17 protein-coding genes are annotated in these 19925 nt (G+C 62.9%); 7 read left to right on the forward strand and 10 right to left on the reverse strand.

Annotated elements, in window-relative coordinates; all coding sequences use genetic code 11:
• Positions 1-62: 62 nt before the first annotated feature.
• The 3 genes from iolB (at position 63) to AC4BBN_RS19125 (ending at position 3418) form a co-directional block, all read left to right on the forward strand.
• A complete protein-coding gene (gene iolB, locus AC4BBN_RS19115; RefSeq protein ID WP_490593588.1) occupies positions 63-872 on the forward strand; it encodes a 5-deoxy-glucuronate isomerase in 810 nt (269 codons plus the stop codon).
• Positions 873-2405: 1533 nt separating this feature from the next.
• Positions 2406-2987, forward strand: coding sequence for a hypothetical protein (locus tag AC4BBN_RS19120; protein WP_490593589.1), 582 nt, complete (start codon positions 2406-2408; stop codon positions 2985-2987).
• 170 nt (positions 2988-3157) lie between these two features.
• A complete protein-coding gene (locus AC4BBN_RS19125) occupies positions 3158-3418 on the forward strand; it encodes a hypothetical protein (RefSeq protein WP_490593590.1) in 261 nt (86 codons plus the stop codon).
• Between the two features lie 70 nt (positions 3419-3488).
• Here AC4BBN_RS19125 and AC4BBN_RS19130 read toward each other — a convergent pair whose 3' ends face one another.
• From AC4BBN_RS19130 to AC4BBN_RS19155, 6 genes are all read right to left on the reverse strand, one after another.
• Positions 3489-4622, reverse strand: coding sequence for a branched-chain amino acid ABC transporter substrate-binding protein (locus AC4BBN_RS19130; RefSeq protein ID WP_490593591.1), 1134 nt, complete (start codon positions 4620-4622; stop codon positions 3489-3491).
• A 214-nt stretch (positions 4623-4836) separates the two neighbouring features.
• The gene (locus tag AC4BBN_RS19135) at positions 4837-6144 is read right to left on the reverse strand and encodes an FAD-dependent oxidoreductase (RefSeq protein ID WP_490593592.1); all 1308 of its coding nucleotides are present in this window, start codon (positions 6142-6144) and stop codon (positions 4837-4839) included.
• Positions 6141-6380, reverse strand: coding sequence for a (2Fe-2S)-binding protein (locus tag AC4BBN_RS19140; protein WP_490593593.1), 240 nt, complete (start codon positions 6378-6380; stop codon positions 6141-6143). The genes AC4BBN_RS19135 and AC4BBN_RS19140 overlap by 4 nt, the downstream gene beginning before the upstream one ends.
• A complete protein-coding gene (locus AC4BBN_RS19145) occupies positions 6371-7477 on the reverse strand; it encodes an NAD(P)/FAD-dependent oxidoreductase (RefSeq protein ID WP_490593594.1) in 1107 nt (368 codons plus the stop codon). The genes AC4BBN_RS19140 and AC4BBN_RS19145 overlap by 10 nt, the downstream gene beginning before the upstream one ends.
• Positions 7474-8412, reverse strand: a complete 939-nt coding sequence (locus AC4BBN_RS19150) for a 4-hydroxyproline epimerase (RefSeq protein WP_490593595.1) — start codon at positions 8410-8412, stop codon at positions 7474-7476. Before AC4BBN_RS19150 ends, AC4BBN_RS19145 begins: the two co-directional genes overlap by 4 nt.
• 10 nt (positions 8413-8422) lie before the next feature.
• A complete protein-coding gene (locus tag AC4BBN_RS19155) occupies positions 8423-9337 on the reverse strand; it encodes a dihydrodipicolinate synthase family protein (protein WP_490593596.1) in 915 nt (304 codons plus the stop codon).
• Between the two features lie 163 nt (positions 9338-9500).
• Between AC4BBN_RS19155 and AC4BBN_RS19160 the strand changes: the two genes are divergently transcribed.
• Complete coding sequence (locus AC4BBN_RS19160) at positions 9501-10163, forward strand: GntR family transcriptional regulator (protein WP_490593597.1); 663 nt, start codon at positions 9501-9503, stop codon at positions 10161-10163.
• Between the two features lie 101 nt (positions 10164-10264).
• On the opposite strand, the gene AC4BBN_RS19165 is transcribed toward AC4BBN_RS19160, so the two are convergent.
• The gene (locus tag AC4BBN_RS19165) at positions 10265-11215 is read right to left on the reverse strand and encodes a LysR family transcriptional regulator (RefSeq protein ID WP_490593598.1); all 951 of its coding nucleotides are present in this window, start codon (positions 11213-11215) and stop codon (positions 10265-10267) included.
• Positions 11216-11322: 107 nt separating this feature from the next.
• Here AC4BBN_RS19165 and AC4BBN_RS19170 point away from each other — a divergent pair, with 107 nt between their 5' ends.
• Entirely contained in the window at positions 11323-12843 is a 1521-nt protein-coding gene (locus tag AC4BBN_RS19170; protein WP_490593599.1) for a CoA-acylating methylmalonate-semialdehyde dehydrogenase, read from the forward strand.
• Between the two features lie 1194 nt (positions 12844-14037).
• The gene (locus AC4BBN_RS19175; protein WP_490593600.1) at positions 14038-14274 is read left to right on the forward strand and encodes a hypothetical protein; all 237 of its coding nucleotides are present in this window, start codon (positions 14038-14040) and stop codon (positions 14272-14274) included.
• Positions 14275-14972: 698 nt separating this feature from the next.
• On the opposite strand, the gene AC4BBN_RS19180 is transcribed toward AC4BBN_RS19175, so the two are convergent.
• From AC4BBN_RS19180 to AC4BBN_RS19190, 3 genes are all read right to left on the reverse strand, one after another.
• A complete protein-coding gene (locus AC4BBN_RS19180; protein WP_490593601.1) occupies positions 14973-15656 on the reverse strand; it encodes a DUF3334 family protein in 684 nt (227 codons plus the stop codon).
• A 136-nt stretch (positions 15657-15792) separates the two neighbouring features.
• Entirely contained in the window at positions 15793-17049 is a 1257-nt protein-coding gene (locus AC4BBN_RS19185) for a CaiB/BaiF CoA transferase family protein (RefSeq protein WP_490593602.1), read from the reverse strand.
• Between the two features lie 63 nt (positions 17050-17112).
• Complete coding sequence (locus tag AC4BBN_RS19190; RefSeq protein WP_490593603.1) at positions 17113-18303, reverse strand: acyl-CoA dehydrogenase; 1191 nt, start codon at positions 18301-18303, stop codon at positions 17113-17115.
• Positions 18304-19228: 925 nt separating this feature from the next.
• Here AC4BBN_RS19190 and AC4BBN_RS19195 point away from each other — a divergent pair.
• Positions 19229-19672: a hypothetical protein gene (locus tag AC4BBN_RS19195; RefSeq protein ID WP_490593604.1), complete on the forward strand. Its 444-nt coding sequence runs from the start codon at positions 19229-19231 to the stop codon at positions 19670-19672.
• The last annotated feature ends 253 nt before the right edge of the window (positions 19673-19925 follow it).

Below are 19925 nucleotides of genomic sequence, written 5' to 3' on the forward strand. Positions count from 1 at the left end.
TCGTTCACTGCCCCCCGAGGGGGCGCAAGCCTCCCTAGGGGCGGCCCGTCGGGAGTCTTGATATGGTCAGCCCCCTGCTAGCCAAAGCCGCGCCCACGGGTCGCGAAATCGTCAACGTCACCCCCGAACGCGCCGGTTGGACCCACGTGGGTTTCCGCGCGGTGCGCCTGGCACAAGGCGAATCTGAAACGGTCAAAACCAGCACCCGCGAACTCTGCCTGGTGGTGCTGACCGGCACCGTCAGCGTCACCATCGACGGGCAGACCCATGCGCACTTGGGCACGCGCAAAAGCGTGTTCGAAGAAGTCTCGCCCGCAGCGGTCTATGTGCCCGCAGACAAAACCGTCGTCATCGTCGCCGAAAGCGATGCCGAAGTCGGACTGTGCACCGCGCCCGCCGGCAACACACCGCATGCGGTCAAGGTGCTCGACCCTGCCAGCATGCGCCGCAGCGTGCGCGGCAAGGGCACAAACACCCGCTATGTCTGCGACGTGCTGCCGCACGACGACCCGACTGCCGCGCACCTGCTGGTGGTCGAAGTCCTCACGCCCGCCAGCCACTCCAGCAGCTACCCCCCGCACAAGCACGACATCGAGCAACCGCCGGTGGAAACCCTGCTGGAAGAAACCTACTACCACCGCCTGAACCCACCGCAAGGCTTTGCCTTCCAGCGCGTCTACACCGACGACCGGACGCTGGATGAGGCCTGCGCCGTGGAGAACCACGACGTGGTGATGGTCCCGCGCGGCTACCACCCGGTCGTGGCGCCGCATGGCTACGACCTGTACTACCTGAACGTGATGGCCGGCCCGAACCGCTTCTGGGTCTTCAAGAACGATCCAGCGCATGAGTGGATGCTGGCGGCGAAGTAGTCGTTGCTAGTGATTCAATAGCTGCCAGCGCAGGTTTTATCTGCGCTGGCAGCCGATTTGGCTTGTAATTTCTTCGAGGCCACGCTGCACACGACAAGCACGGCGCGAGGCCATGCGGCCGGACAGCCAGCTCAGCTTTCGCCTCAACGCGCTGGAACGCAACGCACCACGCAGCGCAAGGCCATGGGGTCAGATCCGAATTGCGCACCACATGCCCATTGAAGCCTGCCATGACCACCCGCATTTCGGCTCTGACCCCAGGGGCGGATTAACGCGTACTCTCAAATTGATAGCTGCTCACGCAGTTAATTCCTGCGCTAGCGGGCGATTTGGCTTGTCATTTCTTCGAGGCCACGCTGCACACGACAAGCACAGCGCGAGGCCATGGGACCGAACATCCAGCCCGGCTCTCGTCTCAACGCGCTGGAACGCAACGCACCACACAGCGCGAGGCCATGGGGTCAGATCCGAATTGCGCTCTGTCTGCGCATCGGAATCCACGGCGCCCGCCCGCATTTCGGCTCTGACCCCAGGGCCGAATAGACGTTCACTCTCAAATTGATAGCTGGTTGCGCAGGTATCTTCTACGCTGGCGGTCGATTTGATTTGTAGTTTCTTTGGGCACTGATAACGCCACCAGCATCCCTGGCCGGGAAGTGCGCCCGGCGGCGCAGTCACCTTTCTTTGCGTCGCCAAAGAAACGTAACCCAAAGAAAGGCGAGCCGAAGTCGTCGCCCCCTGCGCTGCGCTACGGGGTACGCTGCGTTGCTCGGTCTGGTCGGGGTCCCGCTCGAACTCGGCCTGCAGCCTCAAACAATCGCGGGCCCTGATCCGCCCAGCCCTGCGCTACTCGCCGACGCCACACGGCGTGGGAGCGGACAACCGAACAGCCAGCCCGGCTGCGCCGGGCATCGCGCCGTTGGCGCGAATTCAGCGTATGTCTACCCCGTTCGGGCTGAACTTGTCGAAGCCTCTCGTTCACAAACAAGCCCTTCGACAAGCTCAGGGCGAACGGAAATAAATAATGCCGACATCCCCTCGCGCCCTAGGCGCGATGTGGCGCACAGCGCCACCGATCCCGATCCCCGGGGTCCCCCTCTGTATGCGCCGAGGAGCACAGCTTTGGGCGGATCAGGGCTGGCGTTGTTTGAGCCGCAGGCGAGTTTAGCCAGACCCCGACCAAAGCGCGCACCGCAGGTTCCCGTAGCGCCAGCGCAGGGCGCAGACAGTGGGGGCGCCTTTCTTTTGGTAACTTTTCTTTTGCGCAAAAGAAAAGTTACTGCGCCGCCGGGCGCACATCCCGGCCGGGGATCACATGAACGCCAACGTGGTTTCACTTGTGCCCCATAAAGTAAAGACGTTCTTTGCTTGATCGATGACCGGTTACGATCGCCATGAAATACCCCTTTCAAGTGCGTATGTGATGAAAAGCAGGGCCGCTTCATCAATGCAATCTGTAACTGCTCAATGCAACCCTGAAGGGATGCAATCAGCTTGGGACAGGGAAGTCCCTTTCATTCGCTAGGACTCAGAATGGACCGACCTTGGTTGCGCGCTGCTCAGAAACTCGAATACAAGGACCCTCGGCCATTCCTTATCAACTTGAGGAAAATTGAGCTGGAGCTTGCCCAATCAGCCACGCCGGATAAAGTAAAGAACCTTCGCACAAATGGACTCAAGCAAGCGCGGGAGCAACGACAGGCTGCACTGTTCTGTGAGGGAATGAGCCAAAGGATTGGCCAGACGGTCTACTTTGCGGCGCACGAGGACCAAGACTTCGATTTCGTTGCTTCTTGGGTGGTCGGAAGTGAACAGCACGTGGCGCAAGTGCAACTGAAGGAAGTTGTCCCGAAATCATTGAACACAGAGGCGGAACTGACGTCGCTCATCCATGGACTTGCAAAGTACACAAACTCGTCAGGCCTGACCGTTGCGATCCATCTGAACCAGTCAGGAAGATTTGAGCCGAGCCGCCTGAACCTCCAGCATCTAAACGTCGCGTCAGTCTGGGTCTTCGCAGCAGCAGTTCCCGACCAATCCCTCTGGAATCTATGGGGTAACTTCACCGAGGAGAAACCTTTTGGCAGTCAGTACGCGTACCCCACTGAGGCCTAACCCCTTGGGCTGGCGCGAGCGCCAAGGTTAAAGCAAAAATCCTCCTCCAGCGGACATAAACCCTGCGCCCCCAACTACAAAAACCATAGCACCCGTGTCATCAAGCCTTCATCCAAACCACGCATCCTAGGCACGCGGTATGTCGCCGCGCCAGCATCTGCGAGGACTTTATGAACACTGACGACACCACCATCCTGGAAGAAGAGTTTGAAACCCTGGGCGACCACCACCGCATGGCGGCGCACCACTTTGCTGCGGCGGCCAAGCTCCATTTGCTGGCTGCGACAGCCGACGACGATGGCGATGACGAAGCCTGCGCGCGCCACGCTTTTAAAGCCTACCACCACCAACTGAACGCCGTGCAATACGCCGAAATCGCCGTGATGGACAGCGAAGGCATGGACGACGAAGACGAGCCAGCCGCAGACTGAAAAAACAGAGTTGCACAAAAAAAGGGCCGTATGAACGGCCCTTTTTACTTCACGCTAGCAGAGCTAGAGATTAGTACGTACCCAGCGCGGACGGAACACCCGCCTTGAAGGTGTAGATGGTGATGGGAGCAGACTTCAGGTTGCCCTTCTCGTCAAAACCGAAGGTACCCGACATGCCTTTGTAGGTGGTCTTGTAGATCTCGGCGCCGACCTTTTCGGAGTCCACTGCACCAGCCTTCTGGATGGACTGGCCCACGAACATGGTTTGGTCGTAGAACGAAGGAGCGTAGGCATCGGGGTCGATGTTGAAACGCTTCTTGTACTTGGCCTTGAAGGCAGGGCCTTCAGCCGTCTTCTCCAGCACTGCACCACCTTGGGCGCAGAACACCGTGTCGGTTGCGGCTTCACCCGCCAGCTTACCCAGTTCAGCCGTGCAGATGGCGTCGCCGCCCAGCAGCTTGGCGGTCAGGCCCAGGGATTTCATCTGGCGAACCATGGGGCCAGCTTGGGGTGCGTAGCCACCCAGCAAAATGACTTCAGGCTGCTTGGCCTTCAGGCTGGTCAGGATGGAGGAGAAATCCGTTGCCTTGTCGGTGGTGAACTCTTGGCCCACGATTTCCAGGCCCAGCTTCTTGGCTTCCTTGGAGAACTCGTCTGCCAGGCCTTGGCCGTATGCGGTGCGGTCATCGATCAGGGCAACCTTCTTGACCTTCATGATGTTGGCTGCATAGAAAGCCATGCGTGCGCCGATTTCGTTGTCGCCGGCCATGATGCGGAACAGGTTCTTGTAGCCGCCCATGGTGACCTTGGGGTTGCTACCCACGGTGGACACCACCACGTTGCCCTGGCTGTACACGCGCGAAGCGGGGATGGCCACGCCGGAGCAGTATGGGCCCATCACGAACTTGACGCCTGCGTCCACCAGCTTCTGGGCCACGCTCACGCCGGACTTGGGATCGCACTGGTCGTCTTCGGACTCCAGCTCGAACTTCAGCGTCTTGCCGCCGACAACCATTTTCTTGGCGTTGAGGTCTTCAACTGCCAGACGCACGCCGTTTTCATTGTCCTTACCGATGAAAGCGTTGGGGCCAGACAAGGGGCCGGTCACACCGATTTTGACGATTTGGTCTTCTGCGTACGCGCCGCCGGCCATTGCCATAGCCATGGCGCCAACAAGTGCGATCTTCGTGAAAGTAGGTTGCATGAACTCTGTCCTAGAAAGGGAATGGATTAAGACTTACACAGTGTCTGATGAACGGCTTGTAACCATCTACAGGGCACCGGGTAACTCGTGTGTGAAGCTTGTAATAGGCCACTGATGGACTGTAGGCGCTATCGGCCACGTCGCATGGGCGGGTTTGTTCTGATTGAAGCAAATATGAGCGGAAAGAAGGTCGGCTAATGTTGGCAATATCCTTTCAAGAGGTATGGCGCTGGGCAGCGCCTGGTGTAAAGACCATTGCAGCAAGCGTGCCAACCCGTGTTGGCGTCAGCGGCACCCGGGGCGCAGGTGGCGTCCAGCCCAGTAAAAACTGGGTGGCCGCGCCGCATACACGGCCCTGGCAGGCGCCCATGCCGCAGCGGCTGTGCAGCTTGGCATCCGTCCAGCCGGAGCAGGCGGACACGGCTGCATAAGGCACGTCCTCACAGCGACACACCAGGGTATCGGCCTGCGGCAGCTTGCGCAGCTGCGGCTGGAGCGCAAAGCTGTGTGCCAGCTGCTGCGCAAAGCGGTCCCAGCGCGCACGCTGCGGCCAGTGCCGCTGTGCCGCAGCCTGCTGGCCCACGGCCGCATGGCCGGCAACTGTGCCCTGGACCAATGCCCGCTCGCTACCGCCTATGCCTGTGCATTCGCCTGCGGCATACACATGGGGCACGCTGGTGGCCTGCCAGCCATCTACCTGCAGCGCCTGCGCCCCTGTTGCGGTAGGCACCAGCGCGCAGCCCAAGAGCTGGCCCAGCTGGATATTCGGCACCAGGCCAAAGCCGCAAGCCACGCGGTCGCAAGCCAGCTCCACGGTGGTGCCGCCCTGCTGCAGCCGCACCGACTCGACACGGCCCTGGCCCTGCACTTCCAGCACATGCGAAGACGTGCGCCAGCCAGCCTGCAGCAGACCCAAGGCTTGCACCGCTTTGCCAGGCCAGCGCGGCAGCTGCGCCACAAAACCCGCCATGGACGCCGCGCTGGCCTGCTCGGCCACGCGCAGCACCTGGGCACCCGCTTTGCGCGCGGTGGCCGCCACGGCCAGCAGCAAGGGGCCGCTGCCGGCCACCACAACCCGCTCGCCGGCGACAGGCAGGCCGGACTTGATCAGCGCCTGCAAGCCGCCGGCACCGGTCACGCCGGGCAAGGTCCAGCCAGGGAACGGCAATAGCAATTCGCGGGCGCCGGTACACAGCAGCAGCTTGCCCCATTGCATCTGCAGGCCGCGCTGGGCGTCTTCCAGCAGCAAGGTTTGAGGCGCGGGCGCAGCCACCACCCGGGTGGCACTGAGCCAGCGCACATTGGTGCATGCTGCCACTTGTTCACGCATACGGCGGGCTGCCGGCGGTAGTTGGGCACCAGGGCCATCGCGCCAGATCTGGCCGCCGGGCAGCGGGTTGTCGTCCACCACCACGATGCGCGCACCACTGCTTGCTGCGGCCAGCGCGGCGGCCATGCCCGCCGGGCCCGCGCCGATGATGAGCAGGTCGCAGGAGTCAACAGCGAACAGGCTCTGCGTCATGGTGTTCTCTCCACCTGCATGCCCTCAGTGCACAGGGTCTGGCAGGCGAGCTGGCGCTGCCCATCCACGCTAACGCGGCATTCCTGGCACACGCCCATGCCACACAACGGTGCCCGCGCTTGCCCGCGCACGGACATACGCGACACGCCATTGCCCGAAATCGCCAAGGCCACCGCCACGGTGCAGCCCATGGGCACGGCCACGGGCTGGCCATCGATATGCAGGTTCACGCGCATACCGCCTCCTTGAAACGTTGCAAGCCGTAGGGGCTGCCATCGATGGCAGCCGTACCGCCGGTCATTTGTGCCGCCAGCAGCTGGGCAGTACCCAGCGCAGTGGTGACGCCCAGCCCTTCGTGGCCCACGGCCAGCCACAGGCCTTCACGCGCGGGGTGCGGGCCGAGGATGGGCAGGCTGTCTGGCGTGGCGGCGCGCAGGCCGGTCCAAGAGCGGATGGCATTCAGCCCGGCCAAGCCCGGCACGTAATCCAAGGCGCGCTGCAACATGGCCTGCAGCATGTGGGCCTCGACCGCCATATCGGTCGTGTCGAACTGGCGCGACGACCCCAGCAGCAGTTGGCCCGTGGGGCGCGGCTGCAGGTTGAAGGCCACGGAAGGCCCTTCGCTATGGTGCGAGCTGGTGATGTAGCCCAGCTCCACCAGTTGGTGGTGCACCGTGCCGGGGTAGCGGTCGGTGATCAGCAAATGCCCCTTCTTGGGGCGTATGGGTAAATCCGGGCATAGCGTGGTGGCGTGGATGCCATTGGCCAACAGCACCTGCGGTGCCTGGCGGTAGCTGCCATCGGCCAGGCGCACTTTTTGACCCTCTATTGCGGTCACTTGCGCATATTCCACCTGCACAGAATGCTCGTATTTTGATAGCAGCCAGCGCGCCGCATTGGGTGCGTAGACGATGGCGTCGCCCGGCACCACCAGCCCGCCGGCCAGGCCTGGGCGCAGCGCAGGTTCAGCCTGGGCCAAGGCGGCGGCGTCCAGCAGATGGCTGGCAATGCCGTGCTGCTGCATGCGCTGGCGCTTGTCCTCGGCGGCGGCCATTTCTTCGGCGTTGGCGGCAATCCACAGCGTACCGCAGCCGCTGTAGGCGCAGTCTGCGGGCATCTGCGGCGCCAGGGCTTGCCACAGGCTGACCGAATACTGGCTCAGGGCCAGCTCCGCAGGGTTGTCGTCCATCACCACCAGGTGGCCCATGCCCGCGCCGGTGGCGCCGCCCAGGCAGGCGTCGAGCACCAGCACGCGCTGGCCCGCTTGCGCCAAGGCATGGGCGCAAGCCGCGCCGACGATGCCTGCGCCGATGACGATGACGTCCGGCTTCATGCCAGAGAAATTCCCCAGGCAAACGGGTCGTCTTCGGCGATCAGCAAGGTCGATTCGGCGCACACGTGGGCGTGGCCTCGGATCGTGGGAATGATCTGCCCATCCTCCAAGGTGTAAGACGCCTCGAAGCGGCTGCCGATCACGCTGGCTTGCTGCCAGATCTCGCCCGGTGCCAGCTTGCCGTCGGCCGCCAGGCAGGCGATCTTGGCGCTGGTGCCGGTGCCGCAGGGCGAGCGGTCGTAGGCCAGGCCGGGGCAGAGCACGAAGTTGCGGCTGTCGGCGCCGTCATCGTCCGGTCCGAACAGTTCGATGTGGTCGATCTCGGCACCATCGGCACCGGTAATGCCTTGCGCACCCAGCGCGTCGCGCAGCGCGCTGGTGTAGGCGGTGAGCGCCGCCAACTGGCTACTGGCCACGGTCTGGCCGTGGTCGCTGACCAAGAAGAACCAGTTGCCGCCCCAGGCCACATCGCCATGCACCAGGCCGTAACCCGGCACGTCCACCGCCACCTGTGTGGCATGGCGGTAGGCCGGCACATTGCGCACGCTGACCGAGCCGTCCGCGTGCAGCGTGGCTTCTACCGTGCCCACCGGGGTTTCGATCTTGTGCACGCCGGGCTGGATGCGCCCCATATGCGCCAGGCTGACCACCAGGCCGATGGTGCCGTGGCCGCACATGCCCAGGTAGCCGGTGTTGTTGAAGAAGATCACGCCAGCAGCCGCGTCGGCGGCCACGGGTTCGCACAGCAGCGCGCCCACGATCACGTCGTTGCCGCGTGGCTCCAGCACGGTGGCGGCGCGCCATTTGTCGTGCTGGGTGGCCAGCAGGGCACGGCGCTCGGCCATGCTGCCAGTGCCCAGGTCGGGGAAGCCAGCCACCACCAGGCGCGTAGGTTCGCCGCCGGTGTGGGAATCAATGGTCTGGATGCGCTGCATGCGGGTTTCCTTACATGACGGATTGGTACTTGGCCGGACGGGTTTCCAGCGCCCTGGTCACGATACGCTCAATCACGGCACGCTCTTCGCCGATCAGCGGCAGGCGCGGACGGCGCATGTGTTCGGTGCCCACGCCCACCAATGCGTCGATGAGCTTCAGGTTTTGCACCAGCTTGGTGGACACGTCCAGGTGCAGCATGGGCGTCATCCACTGGTACAGCGCCAGCGCCTCGGCCCACTCGCCGGCTTTCATCAGGTCGTACAGCGCCACGGTTTCGCGCGGGAAGGCGCAGCCCACGCCGGCCAGCAGGCCGTCGCAGCCCAGGGCCAGGCCTTCATAGGCCAGGTCGTCCACACCCAGAAACAGCTGGTAGCGCGTGCCCACGGTGTTGCGCAGGTCGGTGATGCGGCGGATGTTGTCGGTGCTTTCCTTGATGGCGACGATCCATTGGCAGTCGGCCAGCTCGGCCATGTGCTCAGGTCTAAGGTCCACGCGGTAGGCCACGGGGTTGTTGTAGACCATGATGGGCTTTTGCGCGGCGTTGGCCATGGTGCGCACATTCTGCATGGCTTCGCGGGCATCGGCCACGTAGATGACGGACGGCATGACCATGAAGCCGTCCACGCCCAGCTTGTTCGCACCGTCGATGTAGCGCAGCGCCTCGCGGGTGCTGGTTTCAGACACATTGGCCAGCACCGGGATGCGGCCCTTGGCGGCCTTCAGCGCGATGTCGGCAACCTGCAGCTTTTCTTCCAGCGTCAGGGTGCTGGCCTCACCCAGCGAACCGCAGGTGACCAGGCCGTGGATGCCGTTGGCAATCTGGAACTCGATGTGCTTGGCTGTGCCTTCGGCGTCGATGCTTTCATCGGCGTGGAACTTGGTGGTGATGGCGGGGAAGATGCCTGTCCAGCGGGGGAGCGTCATGGGATGTGTCCTTGGTAAAAGTGTTTGGAGGCGTGAACTTTAGCAGTCTTAATATATTAATGACATATTTAAAATATCTTCCTAGGGTTTTAAGCAGCTTGCATGCCAGCTTTTTTTGGTCCAATGCACCAATGCAATGCAATTCATGGCTTGCCCCAACACCATGCCCAAACTCCCCCCCGCCCCTTTACCCAAGCGCCGCGCGGCTGACATGGCCTACGACGCAATAGAGACGCTGATCTCCACCCTGCAGCTGGCCCCCGGCAGCCCGGTGGTGGAGGCCGACATCGTCGAACTGACGCAGCTGGGCCGCACGCCGGTGCGCGAGGCGCTGCTGCGCATGGTGTCGATTGGATTGATCGTGCAGCAGCCCAGGCGCGGCCTGCTGGTGTCGCACATCGACCTGGCCGACCACCTGGACGTGGTGCAGACCCGGCGCGTGCTGGAGTGCCTGGTGGCCGCCTGCTCCGCCCGCCGGGCCACGGCCTTGCAGCGCAAGGACATCCTGCGCTGCGCCGACAAAATGGTGCAGGCCGCCACGCGCGGCAATCTGGTGGACTACATGGCCGCCGACCTGGCGCTGGACCAGGTAAACCACCAGGCCAGCCACAACCATTCGGCCGTGAAGGCCGTGGTGCCGCTGATCGTGCAGTGCCGGCGCTTTTGGGTGGCCTACCAGCACGAAGGCGACATCATGGAAGCCGCGCAGGCCCACATGGACCTGGCCCAGGGCATCGCCACCGGCGACGAAGCCGCAGCCGTGGGCGGCGCCACCCGGCTGATGGACTATCTGCAGGGCTTTGCGCGGCGGGTCATCGACAACTAAATTGCTCCTTTTTTTGACATCAAAAACAAGAGCAGGCTGCGCACATATAACCTGCGCAATCGGCCTATTTCATGCCTAAAAATGGGGCTTCAATTGGGCGTTCAAACCTCGTCTAATTCCTGGGCAAAACCCTGCGCCAGGGCCTGCCGCAGGTAGTTCACAAACGCCGTCACCGCGCGCGGCACATGGGCGGTGTAGGGGCGGATGGCATACAGCTGGTCGGCATAGCCCCCGACCAGCTGCCAGTCCGGTAGCACTAGCGCCAATTTGCTGGCGCGCAAACTGGCGGGCAGGCTGAAGTCCGGCAGCAGCGCAATGCCCAGGCCGCTCACCGCCGCATCGCGCAGCGCCTCGCTGTTATTGGCCGACAAGACGCCCGACACCGGTACCGTCACCCGCTCCACATTCGATCCCGTGCCCTGCGCAAAAGTCCAGGCCGGGGTGTCCTGCGCACGCGGGTAGTGCAGGCAGCTGTGGTTGCGCAGGTCTTCCGGCCGCAGCGGCGTGCCGCGTTTACGCAGATAGCTGCGGCTGGCCACCAGCACCGAGCGGGTGGCGCACAGGGTCCAGGCCACATGCGTGTCGGGCGGCGCAGCGGTATGGCGGATCGCCAGGTCAAAGCCTTCGGTGGCCAGGCTGGACAACCGGTCTGACATCTCCAGCTCGAGGCGCACGTCCGGGTATTCGCGCAGAAAGTCGGCCAGGCGCGGCACCAGTTGCTGGCGCGCAAACGCCACCGGCGCTGTCACGCGCAGCAGGCCGTGCGGCGCATCGGCCAGGTCGCGCACCTGGGCAAAGCTCTGGGCGATCTGCTCGAACGAGGCCCGGGTGTCGTCCACCAGGCGCTGGCCGGCCTCGGTCAGCCGAACGCTGCGGGTGGTGCGGCGCACCAGGGGCACGCCGGCCATCTGCTCCAGGTCGGCCATGCGCTGGCTCATCGCCGCCTTGCTCACGCCCAGCCGCGCCGCCGCAGCCGTGTAGCTGCCCTGCTGGGCCAGCACGGTCAGCCAGTGCAAATGGCTCCAAAGCTCGTTGATCTTTTGCTCGTTCATGGCCCTATTGTTCACCATTCTGAACAATCAATTCAAGTTTTCGGCCTTGTAGCACGGGGGGCGAGTCCATAAACTGCAAGTCCGCACTACACAACGAGACACCTACTATGTCCTACACAGATAACACCGAAGTCGCCCAGTACATCCAGGGCCAACGTACCGCTGGCACGGGCACCCGCACCCAGCCCGTGTACAACCCCGCCACCGGCGCCGTGGCGCGCCAGGTGCGCCTGGGCAATGTGCAGGACGTAGACACCGCCGTGGCATCCGCCAAAGCTGCATTCCCCAAGTGGTCCGACACACCGCCGATCCGCCGCGCCCGCGTGATGTTCAAGTTCCTGGAGCTGCTGAACCTGCGCAAGGACGAGCTGGCCCACATGATCACCGCTGAGCACGGCAAGGTTTTCACCGACGCGCAAGGCGAAGTCGCCCGTGGCATCGACATCGTCGAATTCTCCTGCGGCATCCCCCAGCTGCTGAAGGGTGACTTCACCGACCAGGTCTCCACCGGCATCGACAACTGGACGCTGCGCCAGCCCCTGGGCGTGGTGGCCGGCATCACGCCGTTCAACTTCCCCGTGATGGTGCCGATGTGGATGTTCCCGGTAGCGATTGCCGCCGGCAACACCTTCATCCTGAAGCCCAGCCCCACCGACCCAAGCCCTAGCCTGTTCATTGCCGATCTGCTGAAGCAAGCCGGCCTGCCAGACGGCGTATTCAATGTGGTGCAAGGCGACAAAGAAGCCGTGGACGCCCTGCTGGTGCACCCCGATGTGAAAGCCGTGAGCTTCGTGGGCTCCACCCCCATCGCCAACTACATCTATGAAACCGGCGCCCACCATGGCAAGCGCGTGCAAGCCCTGGGCGGCGCGAAGAACCACATGGTGGTCATGCCCGACGCCGACGTGGACCAAGTGGTGGACGCGCTGATCGGCGCCGGCTACGGCTCGGCTGGCGAACGCTGCATGGCAATCTCGGTAGCCGTGCTGGTGGGCGACGTGGCCGACAAGGTCATCCCCAAGCTGCTGGAACGCACCAAGACCCTGAAGGTGCTGAACGGCACGAATCTGGCCGCCGAAATGGGCCCCATCGTGACCGCCGCCGCCCATGCCCGCATCAGCGGCTACATCGAGCAAGGCATCAAGGAAGGCGCAACCCTGCTGGCCGACGGCCGTGGTTTTGACGGTAGCCAGGCCGGCGACGGCTGTGGTGAAGGCTTCTGGCTGGGTGGCACGCTGTTCGACAACGTCACGCCCGACATGAAGATCTACAAGGAAGAAATCTTCGGCCCGGTGCTGGGCTGCATGCGCGTGCCCGACTTCGCCACCGCCGTGCAACTCATCAACGACCACGAGTTCGGCAACGGCGTGGCCTGCTTCACCCGCGACGGCAACGTAGCCCGCGAATTCGCCCGCCGCATCCAGGTGGGCATGGTCGGCATCAACGTGCCCATCCCCGTGCCCATGGCCTGGCACGGCTTCGGCGGCTGGAAGAAGAGCCTGTTCGGCGACATGCACGCCTACGGCGAAGAAGGCGTGCGCTTCTACACCAAGCAAAAGTCCATCATGCAACGCTGGCCCGAAAGCATCGCCAAGGGCGCTGAGTTTGTGATGCCTACGGCGAAGTAAGAGTTGACTTGCGAGGCCTGCTTTCTGCGGGCCTCGCTATTGAAAGAGTAGCTGCTTGAGCAGGTTTTATCTGCGCTGGCGGCTATTTTTGTTTGTGGGCGTTTTTTGACATCCCCGGCCGGGAGTTCGCCCCGGCGGGCGAGGTACTTCTTCTTTGCTTCGCCAAAGAAAAGTACCCAAAAGAAAGGCGAGCCGAAGTCGTCGCCCCCTACGCTGCGCTACGGGGTACGCTGCGTTGCTCGGTCTGTGCGGGGTCCCGCTCGAACTCGGCCTACGGCCTCAAACAATCGCGGTCCCTGATCCGCCCAGCCCTGCGCTACTCGCCGACGCCACACGGCGTGGGAACGGGAGCGGACATCCAGCCCGGCTGGGCCGGGCATCGCGTATCCCGCGAACCCCTCACCCCAACCCTCTCCCCGCAGGGGCGAGGGAGTAATGCAGGGACACGCGCAGTTTTCGCGCCGGTATTGCCCCCTCTCCCTACCGGGGAGAGGGCTGGGGTGAGGGCAAATTCGCGCCCTAGGCGCGATGTGGCGCACAGCGCCACCGATCCCGATCCCCGGGGTCACCCTCTGTATGCGCCGAGGAGCACAGCTTTGGGCGGATCAGGGCTGGCGTTGTTTGAGCCGCAGGCGAGTTTAGCCAGACCCCGCACAAAGCGCGCACCGCAGGTTTCCCAGCGCGATAGCGCTGGGGCGCAGACAGTGGGGGCGCCTTTCTTTTGATGACTTTTCTTTTGCGCAAAAGAAAAGTTACTGCGCCGCCGGGCGCAAATCCCGGCCAGGGATCGCATAGACGCAAGGTGCCATCTGCAGCACCCCAAACCGCACATAAATCTTCAAATAAAAAAGGCTCCAGCGCAGATTCAACCGGCGTAAACAGCTATGGAAAATAGAGCACGCGGTAGTTTCACCTTTTTGAGGGGAATACGCCTGCGGGACGGAAACCGATCGGTTACGCCGGGCTATAGTGGTTCATTGCTCAGCGTGCGGTGTTTGTCAAAACTTTTATACCGGTATAAAAAACCCCACCCCACAGAAAGCCAGTCTGCAAGCCATTTTCAGGAGATTTCGATGGATGTTTTAAACCTCAGCAGCCAATGTAAACCTTGGGTTTTGCGGGGTGCATCACGTTAGCCCGCAGAGAAGAATGTCGAACTCCGAACCACTCATGGTCGACTGTGGACCGCACGGCATGCGCGTTGCCACCGTCGTGTGCAAACATTTGCTCAAGCTGGAACCAGCGCCGGTCGGTTTCGTCGAAAACAGTGACGATCCGAACGACCTGCAAGCTTGGTGCCATCTATGCGAGGAGAGATACCAGCAGGAGGGCGGAATGACCGACGCTTTTCGGGAGTTCAATGGGATGGCAGTCGTATGCATTGCCTGCTACAGCGATGCAAAGTCACGTCATCATTTGCTGGGACACTAACACCATGTCACGGCGCTGCGGTCTAACTCAAACGTTGAGGCTGTAAAAAAACCTCTTGCACGACGTTTGCAACCCATCCGGGGAAGGAGATCGCGACGATCCACGGAGGCAGTGATATGGGTCGGTATGCGGGCATTCACTTGAAGCTGTGCTCCTCGGCGCATACAGGGGGTCCCACGGGGTCGGTGGCGCTGCCTAGGACGTGAAGGGGGACGTTTCCACCCTCCGTTCGGGCTGAGCTTGTCGAAGCCCTTCGACAAGCTCAGGACAGGCACCATCGACAAGCTCAGGGTGAACGGGAAATTCTTTTCGCGCCTGCGGCACGATGCCCGGCGCAGCCGGGCTGGCCGTTTGGCTGTCCGCTCCCACGCCGTGTGGCGTCGGCGAGTAGCGCAGGGCTGGGCGGATCAGGGCCCGCGATTGTTTGAGGCCGTAGGCCGAGTTCGAGCGGGACCCCGACCAGACCGAGCAACGCAGCGTACCCCGTAGCGTAGCGAAGGGGGCGACGACTTCGGCTGGCCTTTTTGTGGTTACTATTTTTGGCCACGCAAAAATAGTGACTGCGCCGCCGGGCGCACTTCCCGGCCGGGGATGCCCATAAACACCCACCCCATAAACAAAAATAGCCGCCAGCGCAGATAAACCCTGCACTGGCAGCTACTCATTCAATAGCACGCAGCCTGAAAAGGCCGTGCGATTTACATGCCCAGCGACTTCAGCAAATCGTCCGTATCGCTGTTGGCCGCAGGTGCGGGCGCGGCTGGCGTGCTGTCGAAGGACTGGTCCATCAGCGCGGCAGGGTCGGGGGCGTCGGGCACGTCGAAGTCGCGGATCTTGATGAACTCGGTGCGGTCTACCGCCAGCTCCAGGTAGAAGATGTTGTTCTTGGCGGTGTAGAAGGTGACGCGGCGGGCCTCGGGCTTGTCGAGGTTGGCGTCCACGCTCATGATGACCTGCTTGTTCAGCACCAGCATCTTGGGTTGGTTCTGGGTGATCTGGGTTTGCAGCTCGCGGTGCACCTTGCCGGTGAAGTCGCCCACCACCTGGTTCATCAGCTCGCCCATCACGTTGCTGACCTCGTCCGAGGTGAAAGACGTGACCAGGTCTTCGCGCGACATGCCCATGTTCAGCAGATAGCTCTCGTACAGCTCCATCGCCGCCTGGGCGGTGAAGTTGATGATCACCAGGCCGGAGAAGCCGCCGTCGAACAGCACGAAGCAGCCTATGTCGGGCTTAAGGCAGGTTTTGCTGATGCGCTGCACCATGCCCGAGAAGTGGATGGTGCTGTGGGTAGCCACGTTCAACACCCGGGTGACGGAGTTGCACAGGCTCAGCAGCAGGTCTTCGGTGCCGAATATGACGGCGGGCTCTTGTTTGCTCATGGTTTTTAGGGTCCTGCAGTTGCAAAGCGATAGTGCAGCAAGCATAGGCCATGTAAGCGCCTGCTTACGATTAATTTAGGCCGTAAATTGCGCGTAAAACACGGCTACGCACCATCCTCCGCCGCGCAACAGCCGCCTACACCACCCCTGCCGCATGCAGCGCGGCGATGGCTGCGGCATCCAGCCCCAGGCCGGCCAGCACCTCGTCGGTGTGTTCGCCCAGCGCTGGCGGTGGGCGGACCAGCACGGGGGGCGTACCCGTCAGGCGCAGCGGGCTGGCTACGCTTGCTATGGATTGAATAGCTGCCGGCGCAGAATCCACCTGCGCTACAGGCTGATTCAGCTTCAAACCCCGGGCCCGCACCTGGGGGTCGACAAAGGCCTGGGCGATGTCGTTGATGGGGCCGCAAGGCACGGCCTTGTCTTCCAGCAGCGCGATCCAGTCGGCGGTGCTGCGCGTGCGGGTCACCGCCTCTAGCAGCGGAATCAGCTCGGCGCGGTGGTTCACACGCAGGGTGTTGGTGGCAAAGCGCGGGTCGGCCGCCCAGGCGCTGTGCCCGGCGGCGGCGCAAAAGCGGGCGAACTGGCCGTCGTTGCCCACGGCCAGCAGCATGGCGCCGTCTGCCGTGGGGAAGTCCTGGTACGGCACCAGGCTGGGGTGGCTGTTGCCCTGGCGCTGCGGCACCTTGCCGGTGTTGACGAAGCCGGCCGCCTGGTTGGCCAAAATGGCCATGCCCACGTCCAATAAGGCCATGTCAATGTGCTGGCCCTGGCCGCTGCGGTGGCGGGCCTGCAGGGCCGCCAGGATGGCGCTGCAGGCGTAGACGCCGGTGAACACGTCGATCACCGCCACGCCGACCTTTTGCGCGCCACCACCGGGGGTGCCGTCGGGGCGGCCGGTGATGGACATCATGCCGCTCAGGGCCTGCACCATCAGGTCGTAGCCCGCGCGCTCGGCGTACGGCCCAGTCTGGCCAAAGCCGGTGACCGAGCAGTAAATCAAGCCGGGGTTGATGGCCTGCAGACTGGCGTAGTCCAGCCCGTACTGGGCCAGGCCGCCGACCTTGAAGTTCTCTACCAGCACATCGCTGCTAGCCGCCATCTGGCGGATCAACGCCTGGCCTGCGGGCTGCGCCATGTCGATGGTGATGGAGCGCTTGTTGCGGTTGCAGGCGGTGAAATAGGTGGCCTGGTCGGTGTCAACGCCATCGGCGTCTTGCAGGAACGGCGGGCCCCAGTGGCGGGTGTCGTCGCCCACCACGGGCCGCTCCACCTTGACCACATCGGCGCCCAGGTCGGCCAGCATCTGGGTGCACCAGGGGCCAGCCAGTACGCGCGACAGGTCCAGCACCTTCAGGCCGGCCAGTGCGCTGGGAGGGGGTTCAGTAGTCATGGTCGAGACAAACGTAGGTGAAAAGCCATTCGACAGGCTCAGGGCGAACGGTGGGCAGCATCCTTAAAACGCTGCGATGCCCGTTTGAGCGCGCCCGAGGATGAGCGCATGGATGTCGTGCGTACCCTCGTAGGTGTTCACCACCTCCAGGTTCACCAGGTGGCGGGCCACGCCGAATTCGTCGCTGATGCCGTTGCCACCCATCATGTCGCGCGCCAGGCGGGCAATGTCCAGCGCCTTGCCGCAGCTGTTGCGCTTGAGGATGGAAGTGATTTCCACCGCCGCCGTGCCCGCGTCCTTCATCTGGCCCAGGCGCAGGCAGCCTTGCAGGCCCAGGGCGATTTCGGTTTGCATGTCGGCCAGCTTCTTCTGGATCAGCTGGTTGGCGGCCAGGGGTTTGCCGAACTGCTTGCGGTCCAGCACGTACTGGCGGGCGCGCAGCCAGCAGTCCTCAGCCGCGCCCAGCGCGCCCCAGGCGATGCCGTAGCGGGCGCTGTTCAGGCAGGTGAACGGGCCTTTCAAGCCCTGTACCTCGGGGAAGGCGTTTTCTTCGGGGCAGAACACGCCGTCCATCACGATCTCGCCAGTGATGCTGGCGCGCAGGCCGACCTTGCCGTGGATGGCCGGGGCGCTAAGGCCGGCCATGCCTTTTTCCAGCACAAAGCCACGGATGGGGCCGACGTTGCCGGCCGCGTCCACCTCTTTGGCCCAGACCACGAACACGTCGGCGATGGGGCTGTTGCTGATCCACATCTTGGCGCCGCTGAGCTTGTAGCCGCCTGCCACCTTGTGGGCGCGGGTGGCCATGGAGCCGGGGTCGGAGCCGTGGTCGGGCTCGGTCAGGCCGAAGCAGCCAATCCACTCGCCGGTGGCCAGCTTGGGCAGGTATTTCTGGCGCTGGGCTTCGGTGCCGAACTCATAAATGGGCACCATCACCAGCGAGCTTTGCACGCTCATCATGGAGCGGTAGCCCGAGTCCACGCGCTCCACCTCGCGGGCGATCAGGCCGTAGGCCACGTAGTTCAGGCCGGGGCCGCCGTACTGCTCGGGGATGGTCGGGCCTAGCAGGCCCAGCCCGCCCATCTCGCGGAAGATGGCCGGGTCGGTGGTCTCGTGGCGGAAGGCCTGCAGCACGCGCGGCAGCAGCTTGTCTTGCGAATAGGCCGCAGCGGCATCGCGCACCATGCGCTCTTCGTCGGTCAGTTGCTGGTCAAGCAAGAACGGGTCTTGCCAGTGGAATGCGGCGTGGGCCATGGGAAGTTCTCCTGGGGAATGCTGGGGGGTCTGCGCACCGGTTATGCGCGGTATGGCCCATGGTAGAGCCAGGAGGGGCCCGGGCGCAAACGATGAATCGTCACCCAGTTATGCGCTGGATGAATGTTTAAAACCTACACCGCCCGTCAATGCCATCGCCAAATTGGCAGCTTGCGCAGAATAAATCTGCGCTGCCAGCTAGCAAAATTGCAGCAATGCCATCACTGAATTGTGTGCTGTGCGCACTTCAATATGCCCATGCGCTGGCGTGTGATTTGGCTTATAGAGTCTTTGGTGCTTGTTGGCGCCATTCGCATCCTCGGCCGGGTAGTCGCCCCGGCAGGCGACTAACTTCTTTTGCTTCGCCAAAAGAAGTCAGCAAGAAAAGGCGAGCCGAAGTCGTCGCCCGGCTGCGCCGGTACGCTGCGTTGCTCGGTCTGGCCGGGGTCCCGCTCGAACTCGGCCTACGGCCTCAAACAATCGCGGGCCCTGATCCGCCCAGCCCTGCGCTACTCGCCGACGCCACACGGCGGGGGAGCGGACAGCCAAACAGCCGAACATCCGACCCGGCTACGCCGGGCATCGCGTAGAACGCGAGACCCTCACCCCAACCCTCTCCCCACAGGGGCGAGGGAGTAAAGCGGGGACACGCGCGGACTTTCGCACCGGTATGGCCCCCTCTCCCCAGAGGGGAGAGGGTTGGGGTGAGGGCAGTCACAGACATAGCCACCCAAACGGCCCTGGAATCACGCCATAATTTGTGCCATAGGCAGGGGGGGTTGAGTAATCCCCAATCCCGTCACCAACTACCAACGGCCATTGCGGGCGTTGGTTCAGTCCAACAAGGTTTAGCCGCCGCATATGAACTTCGCTCTTGCCTATTGCAGCGCCTCGCGGCATATAAACGCCACTCGTTAGGCGCCGCTTGTTTGCATCCTTTACAGCCTTTGATCCTATCGCCCTGGCAAGCTTGGTCATTGCACTATGCGCAATGGTCGCCACCATTTGGCAAGGTGCAATCGCTCGGAAGCACAACCGTTTAAGCGTCCGACCGGTGCTAACTCTCTATCGGCGTGAAGCCGATGGCGTCATCTATGTTCGAAACAATGGGACAGGCCCAGCCATCGTACGTTCGTATGAGCTGTATTCCAAAGACAGGCGTCTGGCCCTGGATGCCTTAGACGAAATCTTTCCGACTGTCACTGACGTACCCGAACTCACTCCAGGCGTTGCAATAGCCGTGGGAGATTCTGTCGAATTAGTCAAGGCGGTCACATTCCTGGAAGCTAGCCACGTGCGGCCGATGCAGGACCTCCGGTTCCGAATCGCCTATGAATCCATTTATGGCGAGAAGCGCGTACTCGAGTGAGGCCCCTCAAGAAACACCGGCCAACTGATGGATTTTCCTGATGTTTTCAAACTGGGCTCAATGTCGGCACGAATTACATGCCCATGACCTCCCCCCGTTAGGCAAGATTGCACCCAACCCACTGCCAGCCCCCCCTTCAAAGCAGCCCCGCACCCGGTTGGTACATGCCACTACCTTGCCGAACTTGGCGTAGACCAGCCGGGCTGGTCTGTACACGGCAACGGGCCCATATCCACACTGGAATAGCCAGATA

The organism is Rhodoferax sp. SPJ21 (genome assembly GCF_058216335.1).